Genomic DNA, 18,057 nt, shown 5'->3' with positions numbered 1-18,057 from the left:
AACAGCGCATGTGCCGGGAATCCATACGATGGGGCCCAGCGGTTCACGAGAACTCGCCCCTTCGAACCTTGGATGTCACGATGATGATTTTCGACTGGATGGTCAGTTATCCCGGACTTCTGGCATTGGCTGTCGGAGACATCGCGGTGCTTTCAATGTTCGCGAGGTGGGATGCCAGGCACGCCGACAGGCTGTGGCGCGAGATGGGCTTGCATGCGGGCGCTGGCCCGCAGCAACCGTTGCGCTTGTAGGGCGCCCAGCGCAACGGCTCGGCGCAGTTCCTTCAGGTCATTTGCGCCGACTTCACGACATGGACTCCGGCGGTGGGATGAATGGCTGCCTCCAGCAGTTCGCGCGCAATCAGGTGCGCCGGATTGATGCGCCATCTGGCTGGCAACAGAGGGCCGACGATGCCGAGCGCCACGCCCAATGCCCGCTCTGTGAGCCGAAATTCGTCCCGATGCCCACCGATGAGGCCGGGGCGCACGAAGGTCAGCGACTCGAATCCCTCGGCGGTGAGGTCGCGCTCGATCTCGCCCTTGACCCGGTTGTATAAGAAGCGGGAGTCCGCATCGGCGCCGATGGCTGAGTTGAGGACGCAGGTAGGCGTGCCGTGGCCGCGTGCCAGCCGGGCGACCGCCAGTGGATAGTCATGGTCCACGCGCCTGAACGCCGCCGGTGATCCTGCCGTCCGCAGGGTCGTGCCCAATGTGCAGATGACGGCATCGGCACGCCACCACGGCGCCTGCTCAGGCAGTCGTTCGAAATCCACCATCGGCGAGGACATTCTGGAATGGTCCGGCAGGCGTTTGCGCGAGGGCGCCACCACTCGGTGGACCCGCGCATCGGCAAGTGCGAGCGCCAGAACATGGCGTCCCACCAGGCCAGAAGCGCCGACAAGCAGCAAGGTGACAGGTTCCTGCATATCGTCAAGCCTCCTGAAGCAAAGGAAGAAACAGTGCAAATCCCGACCCATAGTAATGTACTAACGCGCTGGCGAGATCCCAGTTTAGCTACTCGCTCTTCAAGGAGACTCCTGCATTTGCCGTTAGTTTAATTTGAAAGATTCAACGGCTACGTCCAATGAAAATGCAATGTTTGTTATGTTAAATATCAGCGCGTCTGCGCCGTGTGACGGAGCCTTGCGTCAGGGGCTCGCCCCCACTACATATTCTGTCCTGCCGCCCCATCGGTGATGGCATGCTTTTGGCCGCCCCTACCCGCAGCTAGCGCATGTACCTAAAAACGGCATCGTCGGTGTTGGCGAGCACCAGCATGAGGACGATCAGTGCCGCATACACCAGGGCTGCCACGGCCAGCGCTAGCCACCTCGGCAACCGCTTGACCAGAAACGCATAGAACATCAGGACGCTCCGAATACCAGCCGGTGGAAATGCCGCAGAAGGTCGGCACTGCTGTTGGCCCGGGCAATGCCGAAACCGAGCATGACAAACTGGAAAGTGACGCAAATCGCCATCACCTGATACCAGGCCTGCTGGCGAACCGCCTGCCACGCAGCCGACCGGTCTGTCCATGCCACCCAACGGTGATGCACCACCAAGCCGGCGCCGTGGTATGCGCCCCAGATCAGGTAACGGGCCGAGAACTCGTGCCACAAACCGATCAGGCCCATGGTCAGGATCAGGGTTGCCGTGTGGTGCCGGGTCACCGCCGCCAGCGGCGCATAGACATAGTGTCGCGCCCAGCCCGACAGGCTCATGTGCCAGCGCCGCCAGAACTCGGCGATGGAACTGCTGGCGAATGGATGGTTGAAGTTTTCGTCGATCCGAAAGCCCAGTAGCGCGGCAAAGGCGATGGCCACGTCCGATGCGCCGGCGAAGGTGAAATACAGGTGCAACCCGTAACGCAGGTCCGCCAGATATTCATACAACCGCGGCCACTCTCCGGCCAGCCCTGCGATGGCAAACGCGAACTTCAGGTTGATCAGCCAGCTTCCGAGCAGCACGATCTTTGCGTAACCCCATAGCAGGCGCTCCAGCGCCAGCGATGTCCGCCCGGTCGAATAGGCCTGCTGCCGCCAGTCGGCGTGGAACTGCCGCAGACCATGGATGGGGCCGATCAGCAGTGTCGGCAGGAAAAGCATGTACGCGCAGAAAACATCAGGCGGTACCGGCGATTCTGTCGGGCTGCGGTAGCGGTCGAGCAGCACGCGCAGGGCCTTCAGCAGATAGAACGCCATGCCGATCAACAGCAGTGGCGAAGCCTGCCACTCGAAAAGCGCCAGGCTCTTGTATGCCAAGAAGACCAGCACCAGCGACACGATGGCAGCCAGGGTCGGCCAGGTGCCCGGCACGCGCCGCACGTGCACGGCGAAAGTCAGCGCCGTCACCGCCAACAGTGCCAGCGCCGAAGGCAAGGAAAACCAGGCCAGCGTCGCCACCGAAATCACACTCAGGCCCGTCAGGCGCCAGCGACGGGGCAGCGCCCAGTACACCAAAGGCAGCACCACTATCACCAGCAAATAGACGCCATCAAGGAGATTCATGCTGCAGCTCCTTGATTTTCTGCTGCAACCAGCGGGTGTGGACTTTGCGTCCGGACGGCCCCATGTGGGAGCCGTCGTAAAAGTCGGCGTCGTTCAACGGAAAGCCGTAGTGCAGCAACGGCACCTGCAATTGCTTGGCGATGACCTGCATGTCGGCCCGCCAGCGTACCAGCGGAGCGCCTATGGCTTTTTCGACCGAGGGCGAGCGGGGAATATCGAGCAGCACGACCTGACTGCCCCGCGTTTGCTGCAGCTTCAGCCACTCGATCATCTGCACCTGTTGCGTCGGGTGCGAGCGGTAGACGTCCGATAACAAACGGCCCCTTTCACTCAAGCCACCCAACGGCTCGGCCGGAAAAACCAGATCGTCGTTCGATTGTGGAGGTGACCATCCCAGCACCCAACGCACGGCGAACATGAACATGGGGCGCAACGAGGTCAGAAAAACCTTCCGGTCGCTCGTGTCTTCTTTCAGGAAAAGGTCGGTCTGAACAATCAACACCTCAGGCTGAACCCGCCACTGCGACTGCAGCATTGCCCTGAAATTCTGAAAATTAGCACCTCCGCGGTTGAAAAGAAGCCACTGCGTCTGGCTGTCGGCCGCCAGGTCCGCACGCACGATACCCGCCTGCAAAAGCGATGAGCCCACGCCCATGACCACGTGATCGCCCGCAGCCGGCTGATACCGAAGCCATTCGGCGTCTGCATTACCCCGACCGCCAAGGTCTGCCACCCAGCCCAGCCGAAAAGCCACGTACAGCGGCACCATCAGCAGCGCCACCAGCACCAGCACCGTCAGCCACATACCGGCGGGTGGCGCATCTTCCCGAGGGCGGTTCACGACTGGCGGCCTGTCACCTTGTCGCGTGCCAGCTCCACGATCAGCCGCATGTTCGCAAGCCGCATCATTTCGACTGCACTGAAATGGATGCCGAACCGACCTTCAACGGCGGTGATGAAGTTCAGGTGGCCGAGTGAATCCCAGCCCAGGGTGTTGTCCGGCGCGCTGTCCAGCGTGATCGAGTCCGGCTTCGCCTGGAAAACCTGCTCGGCCAGACGCAGCACCGAGGACTGCACTTCCGGCGCCGCACTGTCGGCACTTCGCTCCTGGCGTGCCTGCAGCAGGCGCTCGATGCACAGGGCCTTCAATACCTCGCGCTGCACCTTGCCGGACGGTCCGAGGGGCAATTGGGTAAACCGGATGACATGGGCCGGCAACTTGGCAGCGCTCAGGTGGCTGGCGCAATGGGCCAGGATCTCTGCGTCGGACAACGCGGCATCACCCAGCACCACCGCGGCCACCAGCGTCTCGCCAAAACGGGCGTCGGGCAGGCCGAGCACTTGCGCCTGATGGATGCCGGGATGGGCCAGCAGCCGGGCGCCGACCTCTTCCGGGTTGATGTTCTCGCCGCCCTTGATCACGATGTTCTTGATGCGGCCGACGATGGACAACGTTCCGTCCGGTGCTCGGTAGCCCAGGTCACCGGTCTTCATCCAGCCATCCACCAGCACCGCCGCCGTGGCTTCGGGCTGATGGAGGTACCGACTGAAAAGCGCGTTGCTGCGGATGAAGACCTCACCATGGCTGCCGTCCGGCACGGTGGTTCCGTCCGGGGCGCGTACCACGACCTCGACGCCTGTCAGAGGGGTGCCGACCGTGCCGCGCCGGTGGCTGGCGTCATCCGGGCCGCTGATGGTCGCGGCAATGGTGGTCTCGCTCAGGCCATAGACATTGCACAGCCGGATATTCAGGTCCTGCTCGACCCTGGCCCACAGCGTTTCGTCCAAGGGACCGGCAGTGGATACCGCCGTCCGGAAGCCTGGCCACTGGAACAAGCCTTCGAAGGCACTGGCATGTTGGTGGATCAGCCCCATCAGCACTGGTACCGTGACCAGATGGGTGATCTGCCGACGGTACATCTCGCCCACGTATTCCTCGATGTCGGCCATTGAGAACCGGCGCGACCGCACCAGCGTGGCGCCGAAACACAGCACCAGCAGCGGCCCGTGCAGAAGGCCGTCTGCATGGTGCAGCGGCAGGCTGTTGTGAATGCGGCAGTCGGGCCCGTACCCCATGCGCTGGCCGATGGCTTTCAAATTGTTGTGGATGGCCGCAAACGACAGCACCATGCCTTTCGGCAAGCCAGTGGTACCGGAGGAATACAGCACCAGCGCGTCGGCGCCTGCATCCACCGGTACACGTTGCCTGGCCGGGGCCAGGCCCGCTAGCTCCGCGGGATATCCAGTGGCTGGCGCAGCAGGCCGGGCCTTGAGCAGCTTGCCGAGAAAGCCCGCCTTGGCCGGGGCGACGCCGATCGTGATGACTGGGCATGGGCGCCCGATGGCGCCGGCATCGAACAATGACGGGTTACCGGTGAGGATGAAGTCGGGCTCGACATCCCGAACAGCCTGTTGCATCTCGGGTCCGGTCGACTGCGCGTTCACCACCACCACTGTCAACGCCGCCGACCATGCGCCCAGCAGCAGGGCCAGTAATTCCTGGTCGAGGTCTGTCGCCAGCAGCACCCGCTGGCCGGGCCGGGCCCCCAAGGAGTCGAACCAGGCGTGTGTCGCGGCGATCTTGCGCAAGAAATCACCGTAGCCCAACTCTCGGTCGCCGTGGTACCAGAAAGGCTTTTTTTCAGGCTGGGCGGTGGCCGTTTCCAACCAGGTGTCGAGCGGGTTGGTCACAGTGGAAAGCTCTGGTAGCGCCGAGTGGGGTTCATGTCTTGTCTCATTTCGAAATTTGTTGGCGAAGGGCCGAGCGCCGGATTTTTCCGTTCCCGGTGCGGGCGATCTCGGCAACCCGCCGGATGCGCAGCTCGGACAGCACGCCGGCGCCGCAGGCCTGCAATTGCGCGAGCAGGGCCTGCACCGCATCGCCCTGTCGCAGCGTTTCGAATGCGTTCTCGTCGCACTCCAGCACCAGCGTCAGGTACACGCCGTCGTGCAGCAGGGCGAACGGAATGTCGGCCGCGCTGCGCAGGTCGACTTCGAGGGCATTGAGGTTGAAAAGCTCCCCTGAAGCGGTGCTGAATTCGTCCTCCCCCCGGCCCAGCAGAACGAGCCCGCCGTGGGTTTCGCGGCGCACCTGGTCGCCCGTGGGAAACCAGGCGCCGGCTGGCAGCGCATCGATGCCTTGGGACGTGACGTACCCCAGCATCAGCTGATCGGAAAACACCTGCAACTGACCGACACCCTCGCCGACCAGCACGCCACCCGCGGAGTCCACCAGCCTGAACAATGCGCCGACCGGCTCGCCCAAGTCGCCTTCATCGCAGGCCTGGCCCAGCCGCGTGCCGGCGCAGAAACCGCCGGTTTCGGTCAGCCCGTAATAGCTGGCGAACCGGATGCCCAGCGATGCCGACAAACGCGCCAGCAAGGCATGCGACACACTGGCGCCGGTGCACAGCCACGTCTGGATGCTGGCGGTTTGCTGCGGCTCCAGGCGGCCTTGCATCCGGGCCAGCGCATCCACCAGTGCCGGGGCGCTGAACACCACCTGCGGTTGCCACTGGCGCGCGATGGCCAGGAACCGCATCGCCATGTTGTCGCACGCACCATCTGTCAGCAGCAGCGGCTGGCGGTTGAGCAGCGGCAGCACGGCCGCATTGCGCAGGCCGCTCATCGAATGGAAACCACCGGCGCTCAGTACCCGCGTGCCTGGCTCCAGCTGATAGAACTGGGCCAGCCTGACAGAGCCCCGCAACAGATTGGCAAACGAATGGGCAATCGCCTTGGGTCGGCCAGTGGTGCCCGACGACAGCAGGATGGCTGCCGTTTCGTGGTGTGCATGGCGGGGCGATACGTCTGCGGCCGGCGCATCCAGCCAGTCGGAAAACAGCTGCGCGCCGGCTGACGATGTGGCGTCACCGTCGTTCAAGGGGTCGAAGACCACCCAGGGCGCAGCTTCAGCGGGCAGCGCCACGCCGGCATCCGTGAAACACAGCACCGGACGGATCAGGTCGACGATATAGCCCAGGTTGGCCCGCTGCGATTGCGGGCACACCGGCACCACCACCAGGCCGGTCAGCCACGCTGCCCAGATGGTCAGCAGGTAGGCCGGGTGCTGGTCGGCGCACACCAGGATGCGATCACCCGGCTGCAGGCCCAGGCCCAACAGCCGGAGGTGGAGGGTGTCCACCAACGGCTGCACGTCGCCCCATTCATAAGCCACCTCCTGTGCGGTGCTGACGAACAGCGGCTCGGTTGGCGGGTCTTGGGCAAGGCCATGCCAAAGTTGGCGGAACTCGGGTTGTCGCTGCAGCGGAGGCTCGGCGCGCTGCGTACGGTAAAAGCGCTGCAGACGAGCCATCGCAGCGCCCACCGGCAGGCAGGCGCAAATTTCGCTCGACTGCAATGTGGCGAGCCGGCCGGCCATTTCAGCCACCGACAGGTCGAGCATGCCCCGAATGTCGGACAGTGCCATGCTCTGCTCCACGCCGTAAAGCAACTGCCGGTCCAGGTCGTCCAACTGCAGCGGCAACAGCCGGCGCAGCCTTTTCTCGTACACCGGGTGACGCTCCAGCAGATGCGCGCCCTGCCCGGCCATCGCTGTGCGGTCGACCGTTGCTACGCCGCTCACCGCGTCGATGCGCACCAGCGGGTTCAGGATCACCTGGGTGTCATCGTCGATCGGCACCAGGGGTCCGTCGCAAGCGGTCACCCGGCTGTGCTGCACCCCCACTGGCGCCACATACAGCAGCGCGTTGTAGTGGGCCATGTCGTGGTCGTCGACCAGGTCGCCGCAGGCGGTGTTGTCGAACAGCGTGGCCTCGGACAACAGGTAGGCGCGCCGGCCGTGGCTTCGCTCCAGAACATCCATGAAACGGCGGTAGTCCCGACCGTGGTGCTGGGTGCAGCCGCGCTCGAAAAAGGGGACCGGTTCGCTGTTGCTCAGGTGGATGTGCGCGAACACCAGCGGTGCCGTCGGCATACTCACCCTCAGGCACTCGGCGACCAGCGGCGACGGACTGTAGCGGTGCAGGGTGTCCAGGCCGTGTACCAGGCCGAAGAAGCCATCGGCAAATGGCAGCGGTTTTTCCAGATCTGAAAAGACGATGTGCAGGTTGGCGGCCCGGGCACCCTGCCCGAGCCAGTAACGGTAGCCCTTGTAGCCCAGCACATTGCGGTCGCCCTCCCAGACCATGTAGACCGGGTGGTCCGGAAACATCGCGGCAAGACTGGCGCCCGACCACCCAGTGCGGCCCCACAGGTCGAGGATCGGCTGCCCAGGCTGGAGTCCGGCGCGGATTTCCGCGAGCAGGCCGTACCAAGCCCGGGTCGATTCGTTGAAGGGCTCGAAAGCCGCATAACCGTCGTAGTTGGGCCTCAGATACTTTGCCTCGACAAAACGGGCGTAGGCCGGTTCATCGCCGAAAAGCTCATCGCGCAACTGAGCGCCCAAGCCGTCACCGACCTGAGGCGCCAGGGTGGGTCGGTCGAAATACACGGAGCCATCGACAAACGGAAACGCCGTACCGCATCGATCGCACGCCAGGTAACCAGCGTGCGCAACACGCGTCTGTCCCAGCCGTGAACGACAGCCTGGACAGAAAAACTCATGCATCGGCCTCAATTTGCTCCCATATGACATATGTCGCCTGGTAGTCGCCGGACGCTATTGAACTAGAACTACCCATCTCTCTTCCAGCGGGTAGACATGTAGATTGGAACGCGTATTTGTTTACGAATGTTACCAACACGTGAAATACGCCGCGTCACGACTGCGATTGTCTTTCGACTTCAGCCGCCTCGTTGCTCGTGACGACCGGTGGCCGTGCAGCGTTTCCTAGGGAGTGCGAGGGGATTCGCCGTGTTTTTCCGTGATGGGCAGCGTCAGTGTCATGCGGGTGCCATCGCCATCGGCGTGCCATGACACTTCCGCGCCGATCGATGCCGCCCTGCGTAGCTGGTTCTTCAGGCCTTTGCCTGGCGCACGCAATCCTTCTTCGACCGAGAAGCCGCTGCCGTTGTCTTGAATGACCACTCGCACGCAGTCCTGCTCGATCCGGGTGGTCACGCGGATCTCGCTGGCCTGGGCGTGCTTGATGATGTTGCTGAAACTCTCCTGAAAGATGCGCAGAATGTGCAGTGAATTGCGCGGGTCGATCCATTCGAGCGGCGGTACATCCGTGATCTCCCAGCGCAAGGTGATGCCCGCATCTTCCAGTCGCGGCGCCAACCGAAAGCGCAATGTCGCGAGCAGCAGCAGCAAGTCGGCCTGGATCGGTTCCATCGAGTCGATGGTCAGCTTCAGTTCATCGATGCAATCTTCCAGCACCGATGCCACCATGGCCGCATCGGCTTTGCCCTTCTTCACCGCGAGCAATGCCGTCACCAGCGAAGAACCCATGCCGTCGTGCATGTCCTGCATCAGCCGCTGGCGTTCGGCGTCGAGGGTCTGGCGCTGTGCGATCGCACGCAGGCGCTGGTGGGAGTCCTGCAACTCGACTTCCTGTTCGTTCAAGCGCACCTGCAGGCGCCTGTTGAACTGCACGACGCTCTCATTGGCCACGATGTAGCGCAGGTAGATGATGTACATGAACACCAGGAAGGCCCCCACGTTGCTGTACGAACCGAGGTAGATGCTTTCGATGCTCACGTGGTAGTTCTGCAGCAGCCAGTCGTAACAGCCCAGCGGTATCCCCAGCATGGCCCATGCGCTCAGCAACAAGCCGTCGCGCGAACGACCGCGCCAAGACTGGTAGAAACCGTTCGCCGCAACCACCGAGCCGATGCCGATCAGCAGCAAATAGGCCAATGGCGTCAGGCTGTCTATGGCAACCCAGCGTGCCAATGGCGGCGCAGTGAACATGCCAACGAGAACGACGACGCCGATGACGGCCTGATTCAAACGCACCCGCGGACGGTCGTGGAGATGGTTGAGGAAGAAATGCGTCACCATCACCATCCAGAACACCGAGTTGACGGTGATCCAGGTGAACCAGTCGTCCGGGATCGGCAATGTGTATTCGCCGACGTGGTAGTGCAAGGTGCGAAGAAACGCGGAAATCGAGACGGCGAACAGCAGAAGATAGGCGTAGTGATTGGACAGCCTGTACCACACCAGCAATGCAAAGAGACCCACCGCCAGGAAAGCCGCGCTGCTGGCATAAGGCACCTGGACCTGCAGAAGATAGCGCAACCGATAGCGCCAGCCGATGGATTCGTCGGTGCCGAACCAGACCGAAGAAATGCCGCCGCCTCTGTTTCGCGGACGCTCGATGCGGATGTAGATCTCGCGTGGCGAACGCGCTTGTGCTGTGTCGTGCAACGCGATCCAGGCGGGAATGTTCCATCCGTTCCAGATCGGGCTGGCATGGGTCTGGTACAGCAGCTCCCGGTCGGTATACAGCGTGATCTTTCCGGCGGTCTGCAAGCGCGGGATGTAGATGTAGTGCGGGCTCGAATTGACAGAGGCCGGCGAAACCTTGAGCCTGTACCAGACCACCTCCGTGGCAGGCAAGGCCGCATCGCCTCTGGCATTCGGGATCAACCGGCGCGGCAGTGTATGGGGCAGCTGCACGTGGTTCCAAGGCCCGGTCAAGGTGCTCATATCCAGCTCGGCAGGCGCGTTAGAAGCACCGTTTCCCGGGATCACCATCACGTCCGCCTCCGTGATGTGCACAGGCGCTTCGGCACGTGCCTGCAGCACACACAGCGCCATCAAGATCAAGAGAAGCAGCCGCTTCATTCTATGGACGTAGCAAACCCTGCTGAATGGCCTCGTGAATGGCCTCGGCCTTGGAACTGACCGCCAACTTGGTATAGACGCGTCGAACAAAGGTCCTCACGGTATGGCGCGACACCGACATCAACGCCGCGATCTCATCAGCCGTGAAGCCTTTGGTGATGTAGTCGAGCACCTGTCGCTCTCTGGTTGACAACGTGGCCTGGGGCGGCAGGGGCAAATTGGGGACCGGCGGGCTCTTCTGCCGGAAACGCATCAACAGCTGGCGCGCGATGAGCGGGCTGATGGGGCTGCCGCCTTGATGCAGGAGACGGATCTCACTGACGATGTTGTGGGGTGCGCTGTCCTTGAGCAAGTACCCGGTGGCACCGGCTTCCAGGGAATGCATGACGTGCATCTCGCCCCCAAAAGCGGTGCTGACCATGATGTTGCATTGCGGCCATCGCTCGGATGCGGCGCGAATGATGTCGATGCCTGAGCCGTCTGGCAGTCCGAGGTCGACCAGCAGGACATCCGCAGGCGGCTGCGCGAGCATCTCGAGACCTTGGCCCCGCGAACTGGCGACCGACTGCAATTGCATGTCAGGCGTGTCGTGCAGGGCCTCTGCCAGTGCGTTCTGAAAAGCGAGGTCGTCCTCTACCAGGCAGACTTTGATGATGCACCTGCTGGTGGCTTTGGACATGGTCGGAGAAGGGCTGCGTGCTGGCCCACTGATGGTGTTGACTGATGGTGACACAAAGCCAATCGATGCGGTTTCTTTATCGCGTCGGTCTGTCGCCATAAAGGGCGACAGACCGACGCACAGGCGCTGGATACATTGAACAGCGCTGACGGTTGACACCTCTTCTCTCCCACCTCCCCCCTGTATGAACCACGCCTACCGCCTCATCTGGAGCGATGCACTCTGCCACCATGTGCGCGTGCCAGAGGGTGCGTGGGGACAGGGCAAAGAAGGCGGCACTCGCCTTCCAGCCGGAGCGCAGCGGCATGGATAAGGCCCAGATCCAACGGTGGCTCGACCCTCTGGACGAGGACACCACCGGCGCAGACCTCGAGTACGACCCGACCGCGCTCGAACTGAGCCAGGCCGCCAACGGCCGACCCGAAACCCAGTTCGGCGCGGCAGAGCCGCCAGCGTGGACCACCGCCCGCGAGCTCGCCGAATCCCTGTTCGAGCGCAACCGCGACCTGCGCACGGCCATGCTCTGGACCCGCGCGATGGTCCACCTCGAAGGCCTCGAAGGGCTGGCCAGCGGACTCTTCCTGCTGCACGGCCTGCTGGAGCGCTTCTGGGACACCCTGCATCCCCGGCCTGATCCTGACGACGGCGACATCTTCGCCCGCATCAGCACCCTTGGCACGCTGGATTCCCTCGACGGCATGCTCGGCGACATCCGCCAGTCGCCGCTGTTGGCGGACCGACGCCTGGGCGGTCTGCGCATGCGAGACGTCGAGATCGCGCTCGACCGCCTGCCCGCGCGCCAGGACGAGGCCATGTCCACGCCGGGCCAGATCCAAGGCCAGATCGCCGACAACCCCGATCTTGCCGAACGCCTGCGGGTCTGCGTCGCCGAAGCACTCGCCAGCCTGAAGGACCTGCAGTCGCTGATGAACGATCGCTTCGGCATGGACAGCGCGGTCGACATCAAGCAACTGCGCCTGATGCTCACCGGTGTGCAGTCGCTGCTGCCCTCGGACGACGAGGCTGTTGCAGACGAGGTCGGCGGCGACGATGAAGCCGGATCGCCAGACGGTACCGCCCTGTCGGCAGGTCGGCGCGCTGCTGGCGGCGTGCACAGCGTGGAGAGCCGCCAGGATGCGGTCCGCGCGATCCAGCTGGTGTGCGCCTATCTCGAACGCAGCGAGCCGACCAACCCCGCCCAGTTGCTGCTGCGGCGCGCAGAGCGACTCATCGACAAGAACTTCCTCCAGCTGATCAAGGATTTCGCACCCGACTCCATGCGCGATGTCGCGCGGGTCCTGGGCATCGATCCATCAAGCCTGGACAACGAATGATGCGGAGGATGCGATGCAGCCTTGCTTTTCTTTTTTTCCTGTTCCAGTCATAGCGGAGATTCACCATGGGTAGCAGCCAGAAATTCATCGCGCGCAACCGCGCGCCTCGTGTCCAGATCGAATACGACGTCGAGCTCTACGGCGCCGAAAAGAAGATCCAGTTGCCGTTCGTCATGGGCGTCATGGCAGACCTGGCCGGCAAGCCGGAAGATCCGCTGCCGCCGGTGGCCGACCGCAAGTTCCTCGAATTCGACATCGACAACTTCGACACCCGCATGAAAGCGATGAAGCCCCGGGTGGCGTTCACCGTGCCCAACACGCTGACGGGCGAAGGCAGCCTTTCGGTCGACCTGACCTTCGAGAACATGGACGACTTCTCACCGGCGGCCGTGGCCACCAAGGTCGAAGGCCTGAACAAGCTGCTCGAAGCACGCAACCAGCTGTCCAACCTGGTCACCTACATGGACGGCAAGGGCGGTGCGGAAGAACTCATCAATAAGGTGCTCAACGACCCGGCCTTGCTGAAGACCCTGACCGCCTCGGCCAAGCCTGGCGACACCCACTGACCCCACAGGAGCTTCCACATGGCTGAACAAGCAGTACGGGCAGACAGCGCTCTGGCCGGCGTCACTTTCGAAGGCAACGACTTCGCGGCGCTGCTGTCGAAGGAATTCAAGCCCAAATCCGACGAGGCCAAATCGGCGGTCGAATCGGCGGTGCAGGTGCTGGCGCAGCAGGCCTTGGCCGACGTCAAGCTCATCAGCACCGATACCGTCGCCAGCATCGAGGCCATGATCGCCGCGCTCGATCGCAAGCTCTCCGAGCAGGTCAACCTGATCCTGCACCATGCCGATTACCAGAAGCTGGAATCGGCCTGGCGCGGCCTGCACTACATGGTCAGCAACACCGAGACCGACGAGCAGCTGAAGATCCGCGTGATGTCGATCTCCAAGCAGGACCTGGGCAAGACGCTCAAGCGCTACAAGGGCACGGCCTGGGACCAGTCGCCGTTGTTCAAGAAGCTCTACGAAGAAGAGTACGGCCAGTTCGGCGGCGAGCCCTTCGGCGCCATCGTCGGCGACTACCACTTCGACCATTCACCGCCCGACGTCGAACTGCTCGGCGAGATGGCCAAGATCGCCGCATCGGCCCACGCGCCCTTCATCACCGGCGCAGCGCCCACCGTGATGCAGATGGATTCCTGGGGCGAGCTGGCCAATCCGCGCGACCTGACCAAAATCTTCACCACGCCCGAGTACGCGGCCTGGCGCTCGCTGCGCGAGTCGGACGACGCGCGTTACCTGGCGATGTGCATGCCCCGCTTCCTGGGCCGCATTCCCTACGGCGCCAAGACCAGCCCCGTGGATGCCTTCAATTTCGAGGAAGACACGGTCGGTGCCGACCACGACAAGTACAGCTGGTGCAACGCCGCGTACGCGATGGCCACCAACATCAACCGCTCGTTCAAGGTCTACGGATGGTGCTCGCGCATCCGCGGCATCGAATCGGGCGGCGCCGTCGAGAACCTGCCCACCCACACGTTCCCGACCGACGATGGCGGCGTGGACATGAAGTGCCCCACCGAGATCGCGATCTCCGACCGTCGCGAAGCCGAGCTGTCGAAGAACGGCTTCCTGGCGATGATCCATCGCAAGAATTCCGACTTCGCCGCCTTCATCGGTGCGCAGTCGCTGCAGAAGCCGACCGAGTACGACGACCCCGACGCCACGGCCAATGCCGCGCTGGCCGCCCGCCTGCCCTACCTGTTTGCCTGCAATCGCTTTGCCCATTACCTCAAGTGCATGGTCCGCGACAAGGTCGGCTCGTTCAAGTCCCGCGACGAGATGGAGCGCTGGCTCAACAACTGGATCGGCAGCTATGTCGACGGCGACCCGGCCAACTCCAGCGAAGACACCAAGGCACGCCGCCCGCTGGCCGCCGCCGAGGTGGTGGTCGAAGAGGTCGAGGGCGCACCGGGCTACTACCAGTCCAAGTTCTTCCTGAAGCCGCACTACCAGCTCGAAGGCCTGTCGGTGTCTCTGCGCCTGGTCTCCAAGCTGCCATCCGAAAAGTCCTGAGCTCGCGCACCACCCAACGTTCACTTCGCTGAAACACACACTGGAGATCTTCCATGCCTGGAAATGCATTCATCAAATTCGCCTCCGACGGAAAAGTAATCCCCGGAGAGTCGCTGCAGTCGACGCACCTTGCCTCCAAGGGTTGGCTGGAAATCAGCGACTGGGGTTTCGACGTCGAAGCCGGTACCAACTTCTTGAAGGGCACGGGCGCTTCGGTTGGGGTTGCCAAGCCGAGCGTGTTCAGCTTCACGCACAACTTCGACCGTTCCTCGCCGGTCATCATGAAGAACATCGTGCTGGGCACCAGCTTCAACACGATCGTCTTGCACATGCTCAAGTCGACCGGGGCTTCGGACGGCAAGCCCGAGGTTTTCTTCGGCGTGAAGATGACCGATGGCTTCATCACCAAGATAGCCAGCAAGGGCGGCAACGACGGCGCTGTAACGCAGGACGTGGAGTTCGTCTTCAAGGCGATCCAGATCGGCTACAAGCGCCAGCTCAACGCCGAAGCGGGCGGTACCGGCAAGCCCGGCACGCTGGAAGCAAAGATCCGGGAATTTGGCTGGAATGTCGCCGCCAGCACGCTGCAATCCGGCATCACGCTGAACCTCAAGGCGGACTCGGATTGATCGACGCCCGCGTCTGCCGAGTCATTTTTACCCCGATGAATTTCAGAGGAACCCATCATGTCTGGAAATAGCTTTATTCTTTTCGGCGCCGCCGACGTGCCTGAAGGCGAATCCCCGCAGTCCGTGCGTTCCGGCGCCAAGGGCTGGATCGAAATCAGCGACTGGAGTTGGAATATCGAGGCCGATCACAGCAACCTCAGCGGCACCGGCGCTGCCGTGGGCAAACCCAAGCCGGGGGCGCTGACGATCACCCATTCGTGGGACACCTCGTCGGCGGCGATCCTGACCAAGATCGTCCAGGGCAAGTCCTTCGCCAAGGTCTACGTCGACATGCTGAAGATGACCGGTGGTGACAAGGCCGAGCAGTTCTTCCAGATCGCCATGGCCAGCGTCTTCATCACCAAGGTGTCCACCAGGGGCAGCGAAGACGGCAGAGTGATGCAGGACGTCGACATGGTCTTCAAGGAGGTCTCGGTCGGCTACAAGGCGCAGAACAACGATGGCACGCTGGTCTCCGCGGAGCTGAGCTTCCCGTGGAGCATCGCGACGATGCAGACCTCGGTGACCGACGCGGTGGTCAAATTCTCGTGATCCCGGCACCCGGTCCAGGCGCACCACGGACTGACTGCCATGGCCGTTTCGCTGATGTTGCTTGAGATCAAGGGCGCGCCTGGGGAGGCCCAGGTCGCGGGCTATCGTGATCACATCGTCGTGGAGTCTTTTTCCTGGAGCGTCGATGCCAAGACCGAGGAAAAGGCGACCGACGACCCGGTCACCAAGATCGACGCAAAGGCCATGCGCATCAAGAAGGAGTTCGACCGCTCCAGCACCGTGCTGCGCGAGATGATGCGGGAAGACAAACCTTTCACGGCCACCCTGCGTTTCATCGACCCGGCCAGCCGCGGCAGCGTGGACAAGATCGATGCGGTGCTTGAGATTCGCATGCTCGGCTGCCACATCGACCGGATTTCGATGAGCGCCGAAGACAAAGGAAAGTCGGTCTCGCTGTCCGAAGACCTGACGATTTCGTATACGACATCGGCCACCCTCAGCTACCGCAGCTACGACCCGATCAAGAAGGTCCGCGGCCGTGCAACGACAGCCGAGGTTCCCACTTCCGAGAAAGAAGCGGGCAAGACCGCCTGATACGCCATGTCCACTTTCTCTCGCCTGCACATGCAACTCACCGACGCAGATACCAATTTGCCGATGGTGGGCGAGTCCGCAGACCAGACCTACAGCGGCCAGATCCAGCTCGCGCGCATCGCATGGGACATGAGTCGCGCCGCGCCACGAGGCCTGGGCCTGACGCGGGGCAAATCGCAGCCCGAGGCGTTCAGCTTCAGCAAGGTGATGGACCAGGCCAGCACCGCGATGCTCACCAAGATGCGCCACGGCGTGCGGCTGAGAGCCGTCGTGACCCTCGATTCGCCGGAAGACTCGGGCTTCAAGCTGACCCTGACGCTCAACAATGCGCGCATCGCCGAGTACAAGGTCGACATCAATGATGGCGAGAAGTCCGGCGCGATCTCGGAAGACTGGACTTTCACCTACGACGAGATTGCCGTGGAGTACATGCCCACGGCCAAGGAAACGCTGACCACGCGGCACAAACGCGCGCCGGGCGCGGAGAGCGGCAAGGCGTCGCTGGACGCGGTGCTCGAGGCCTTCAAGGCCCTGAACGAAGCCCGGCGCATCGATGTCAGCGCCACGCTCAAGAAGGAATATCCGAAGCTTTTTGCGGACTGAAACCCGCCCATCCCCCTGACCCCGACACCGTCCGCACGCACACCATGACCGATCCACTCGCCACTGCCGAAGCCGCCGTACGCGCCCACAATCCCCAGGCGGCGCTGGTGGCGCTGACCACGGCGGTCAAGGCCAAGCCGGCCGCGCCCAAGCTGCGCATCTTCATGGCCCAGCTGCTGTGCGTGCTGGGCGAGTGGGAGCGCGCCCACACCCAGCTCAATGTGGTGGCCGACATGGATGCCACCACCGCCCCGATGCGCGAGATGGTCGGCCACGCCCTGCGCTGCGAGCTGCTGCGCGCAGCGGTCTTCCGAGGCAGCCGCTCGCCGATGGTCTTCGGTCAGCCCGACGAATGGATGGGCCTGCTGATTGAATCGCTGCTGCAGGCAGGCCAGGGCGAGGCCGACCTGGCCGCCCAGCTCGCCGGGCGCGCCTTCGAGGCCGCGCCCGCCGCCCGCGGGCGCATCGACGGCGTCGCCTTCGAATGGATCGCCGATGCGGATTCCCGACTCGGTCCGGTGCTGGAGGCCATGGTCAACGGCAAGTACTACTGGATTCCCTTCAACCGTTTGAGCCGCATCGCTATCGAGCCACCGGTGGACCTGCGCGACCGGGTCTGGCTGCCGGCCAACCTGTCGTTTTCCAACGGCGGTGAAGCCATCGCGATGATCCCGACCCGCTACCCCGGCTCGCAGGCCAGCGACGATGGCCAGATCCTCATGGCCGCACGCACGGACTGGCAGGACATCGGCCACGAGCGCTTCATCGGCCTGGGCCAGCGCGTGCTGGTGACCGATGGCGGCGAGCACGACATGCTGGGCGTGCGGCTGATCGAACTCGAACCCACGGGCCAGGCAGATGGCTGAGCTGAACTCGCGCGATCGCCTGCAACCCTCGTTGCTGGACCGGCTGATCGATCAGGAACCCGCCCTGCGCACGGAAGCCCTGGATGCGCGCGCGCTGACGCGCCAGCAGCTGCGCGCAGCGGTGCTGCGCGACCTGTCCTGGCTGTTCAACGCCATCCGCCCCGAGCCCGAGCCGAACTCCAGCCGCAGCGAAGAGATTGCGCTGTGGAAGTCCGCGCCGCATGCGCGCGGCTCGGTCCTCAACTACGGCATGCCGGCTTTCGCCGGCGTCACCCTATCGAGCATGAACACCCGGGCGATCGAGCGCGAGGTGGGCGATGCGATCAAGGCCTTCGAGCCGCGGATCGATCCGCAAACGCTCAGTGTGGAAGTCAAGATCGACCACGCCAGCCACCACAACACGCTGCAGCTGGTCATTCGCGGCCAGATGTGGAGCCAGCCGGTGCCGCTCGAACTCCTGCTGGCCGCCGACGTGGACGTCGAGACCGGCAGCACCCGGGTGCGCGAGTTGCGCGGATGA

At 63.3% G+C, this 18,057-nt stretch carries 19 protein-coding genes; 11 read left to right on the top strand and 8 right to left on the bottom strand.

The genetic code is table 11. From position 1 onward, the window contains the following. The first annotated feature begins 80 nt into the window (after window positions 1-80). Window positions 81-251, top strand: a complete 171-nt coding sequence (locus J2W36_RS16500; RefSeq protein WP_307690846.1) for a hypothetical protein — start codon at window positions 81-83, stop codon at window positions 249-251. A gap of 32 nt (window positions 252-283) precedes the next feature. On the opposite strand, the gene J2W36_RS16495 is transcribed toward J2W36_RS16500, so the two are convergent. From J2W36_RS16495 to J2W36_RS16460, 8 genes are all read right to left on the bottom strand, one after another. After that, window positions 284-925: a Rossmann-fold NAD(P)-binding domain-containing protein gene (locus tag J2W36_RS16495; RefSeq protein WP_307690845.1), complete on the bottom strand. Its 642-nt coding sequence runs from the start codon at window positions 923-925 to the stop codon at window positions 284-286. 301 nt (window positions 926-1,226) lie between these two features. Further along, a complete protein-coding gene (locus J2W36_RS16490) occupies window positions 1,227-1,364 on the bottom strand; it encodes a hypothetical protein (RefSeq protein ID WP_307690844.1) in 138 nt (45 codons plus the stop codon). Then, the gene (locus J2W36_RS16485; protein ID WP_307690843.1) at window positions 1,364-2,455 is read right to left on the bottom strand and encodes an MBOAT family O-acyltransferase; all 1,092 of its coding nucleotides are present in this window, start codon (window positions 2,453-2,455) and stop codon (window positions 1,364-1,366) included. Before J2W36_RS16485 ends, J2W36_RS16490 begins: the two co-directional genes overlap by 1 nt. 37 nt (window positions 2,456-2,492) lie before the next feature. Then, the gene (locus J2W36_RS16480) at window positions 2,493-3,347 is read right to left on the bottom strand and encodes a hypothetical protein (RefSeq protein WP_307690842.1); all 855 of its coding nucleotides are present in this window, start codon (window positions 3,345-3,347) and stop codon (window positions 2,493-2,495) included. Beyond that, on the bottom strand, window positions 3,344-5,197 hold the full coding sequence (locus tag J2W36_RS16475; RefSeq protein ID WP_307690841.1) for an AMP-binding protein: 1,854 nt from the start codon (window positions 5,195-5,197) through the stop codon (window positions 3,344-3,346). The genes J2W36_RS16480 and J2W36_RS16475 overlap by 4 nt, the downstream gene beginning before the upstream one ends. A 43-nt stretch (window positions 5,198-5,240) precedes the next feature. Next, on the bottom strand, window positions 5,241-7,958 hold the full coding sequence (locus J2W36_RS16470; RefSeq protein ID WP_307690840.1) for an AMP-binding protein: 2,718 nt from the start codon (window positions 7,956-7,958) through the stop codon (window positions 5,241-5,243). Between the two features lie 339 nt (window positions 7,959-8,297). Next, entirely contained in the window at window positions 8,298-10,112 is a 1,815-nt protein-coding gene (locus J2W36_RS16465) for a sensor histidine kinase (RefSeq protein ID WP_370869338.1), read from the bottom strand. 91 nt (window positions 10,113-10,203) lie between these two features. Further along, on the bottom strand, window positions 10,204-10,881 hold the full coding sequence (locus tag J2W36_RS16460; protein ID WP_307690838.1) for a response regulator: 678 nt from the start codon (window positions 10,879-10,881) through the stop codon (window positions 10,204-10,206). Window positions 10,882-11,065: 184 nt separating this feature from the next. Here J2W36_RS16460 and J2W36_RS26575 point away from each other — a divergent pair, with 184 nt between their 5' ends. From J2W36_RS26575 to tssE, 10 genes are all read left to right on the top strand, one after another. Next, window positions 11,066-11,194 (top strand): ESPR-type extended signal peptide-containing protein, encoded by a 129-nt coding sequence (locus J2W36_RS26575; protein ID WP_370869336.1) that lies wholly within the window; start codon window positions 11,066-11,068, stop codon window positions 11,192-11,194. Next, entirely contained in the window at window positions 11,187-12,215 is a 1,029-nt protein-coding gene (tssA, locus tag J2W36_RS16455; protein ID WP_307690837.1) for a type VI secretion system protein TssA, read from the top strand. Before J2W36_RS26575 ends, tssA begins: the two co-directional genes overlap by 8 nt. 65 nt (window positions 12,216-12,280) lie before the next feature. Beyond that, on the top strand, window positions 12,281-12,781 hold the full coding sequence (tssB, locus tag J2W36_RS16450) for a type VI secretion system contractile sheath small subunit (protein ID WP_307690836.1): 501 nt from the start codon (window positions 12,281-12,283) through the stop codon (window positions 12,779-12,781). A gap of 18 nt (window positions 12,782-12,799) precedes the next feature. Continuing rightward, the gene (gene tssC, locus J2W36_RS16445; protein WP_307690835.1) at window positions 12,800-14,293 is read left to right on the top strand and encodes a type VI secretion system contractile sheath large subunit; all 1,494 of its coding nucleotides are present in this window, start codon (window positions 12,800-12,802) and stop codon (window positions 14,291-14,293) included. A 53-nt stretch (window positions 14,294-14,346) separates the two neighbouring features. Then, a complete protein-coding gene (locus J2W36_RS16440; RefSeq protein WP_307690834.1) occupies window positions 14,347-14,922 on the top strand; it encodes an Hcp family type VI secretion system effector in 576 nt (191 codons plus the stop codon). Window positions 14,923-14,979: 57 nt separating this feature from the next. Next, on the top strand, window positions 14,980-15,513 hold the full coding sequence (locus J2W36_RS16435; RefSeq protein ID WP_307690833.1) for a type VI secretion system tube protein Hcp: 534 nt from the start codon (window positions 14,980-14,982) through the stop codon (window positions 15,511-15,513). A 39-nt stretch (window positions 15,514-15,552) separates the two neighbouring features. Then, window positions 15,553-16,068 carry a type VI secretion system tube protein Hcp gene (locus J2W36_RS16430; protein WP_307690832.1) on the top strand — a complete coding sequence of 172 codons (516 nt, stop codon included), beginning with the start codon at window positions 15,553-15,555 and terminating at the stop codon, window positions 16,066-16,068. A gap of 6 nt (window positions 16,069-16,074) precedes the next feature. Further along, entirely contained in the window at window positions 16,075-16,671 is a 597-nt protein-coding gene (locus J2W36_RS16425; RefSeq protein ID WP_307690831.1) for a type VI secretion system tube protein Hcp, read from the top strand. Window positions 16,672-16,715: 44 nt separating this feature from the next. Then, entirely contained in the window at window positions 16,716-17,537 is an 822-nt protein-coding gene (locus J2W36_RS16420) for a type VI secretion system accessory protein TagJ (protein WP_307690830.1), read from the top strand. After that, window positions 17,530-18,057 (top strand): type VI secretion system baseplate subunit TssE, encoded by a 528-nt coding sequence (gene tssE, locus J2W36_RS16415; protein WP_307690829.1) that lies wholly within the window; start codon window positions 17,530-17,532, stop codon window positions 18,055-18,057. The genes J2W36_RS16420 and tssE overlap by 8 nt, the downstream gene beginning before the upstream one ends.

The sequence above is a fragment of the Variovorax ginsengisoli genome (assembly GCF_030811835.1).
Lineage (GTDB): Bacteria > Pseudomonadota > Gammaproteobacteria > Burkholderiales > Burkholderiaceae_C > Variovorax > Variovorax ginsengisoli_C.
This window is presented reverse-complemented; position numbering and strand designations above follow the sequence as displayed.

Bases quoted from the DNA above. Each gene is read 5' to 3' on its own strand.
- J2W36_RS16500 (WP_307690846.1), top strand. From the start codon at position 81: ATGATGATTTTCGACTGGATGGTCAGTTATCCCGGACTTCTGGCATTG.
- J2W36_RS16495 (WP_307690845.1), bottom strand. From the start codon at position 925: ATGCAGGAACCTGTCACCTTGCTGCTTGTCGGCGCTTCTGGCCTGGTG.
- J2W36_RS16490 (WP_307690844.1), bottom strand. From the start codon at position 1,364: ATGTTCTATGCGTTTCTGGTCAAGCGGTTGCCGAGGTGGCTAGCGCTG.
- J2W36_RS16465 (WP_370869338.1), bottom strand. From the start codon at position 10,112: ATGGTGATCCCGGGAAACGGTGCTTCTAACGCGCCTGCCGAGCTGGAT.
- J2W36_RS16460 (WP_307690838.1), bottom strand. From the start codon at position 10,881: ATGTCCAAAGCCACCAGCAGGTGCATCATCAAAGTCTGCCTGGTAGAG.
- J2W36_RS26575 (WP_370869336.1), top strand. From the start codon at position 11,066: ATGAACCACGCCTACCGCCTCATCTGGAGCGATGCACTCTGCCACCAT.
- tssA (WP_307690837.1), top strand. From the start codon at position 11,187: ATGGATAAGGCCCAGATCCAACGGTGGCTCGACCCTCTGGACGAGGAC.
- tssB (WP_307690836.1), top strand. From the start codon at position 12,281: ATGGGTAGCAGCCAGAAATTCATCGCGCGCAACCGCGCGCCTCGTGTC.
- tssC (WP_307690835.1), top strand. From the start codon at position 12,800: ATGGCTGAACAAGCAGTACGGGCAGACAGCGCTCTGGCCGGCGTCACT.
- J2W36_RS16440 (WP_307690834.1), top strand. From the start codon at position 14,347: ATGCCTGGAAATGCATTCATCAAATTCGCCTCCGACGGAAAAGTAATC.
- J2W36_RS16435 (WP_307690833.1), top strand. From the start codon at position 14,980: ATGTCTGGAAATAGCTTTATTCTTTTCGGCGCCGCCGACGTGCCTGAA.
- J2W36_RS16430 (WP_307690832.1), top strand. From the start codon at position 15,553: ATGGCCGTTTCGCTGATGTTGCTTGAGATCAAGGGCGCGCCTGGGGAG.
- J2W36_RS16425 (WP_307690831.1), top strand. From the start codon at position 16,075: ATGTCCACTTTCTCTCGCCTGCACATGCAACTCACCGACGCAGATACC.
- J2W36_RS16420 (WP_307690830.1), top strand. From the start codon at position 16,716: ATGACCGATCCACTCGCCACTGCCGAAGCCGCCGTACGCGCCCACAAT.
- tssE (WP_307690829.1), top strand. From the start codon at position 17,530: ATGGCTGAGCTGAACTCGCGCGATCGCCTGCAACCCTCGTTGCTGGAC.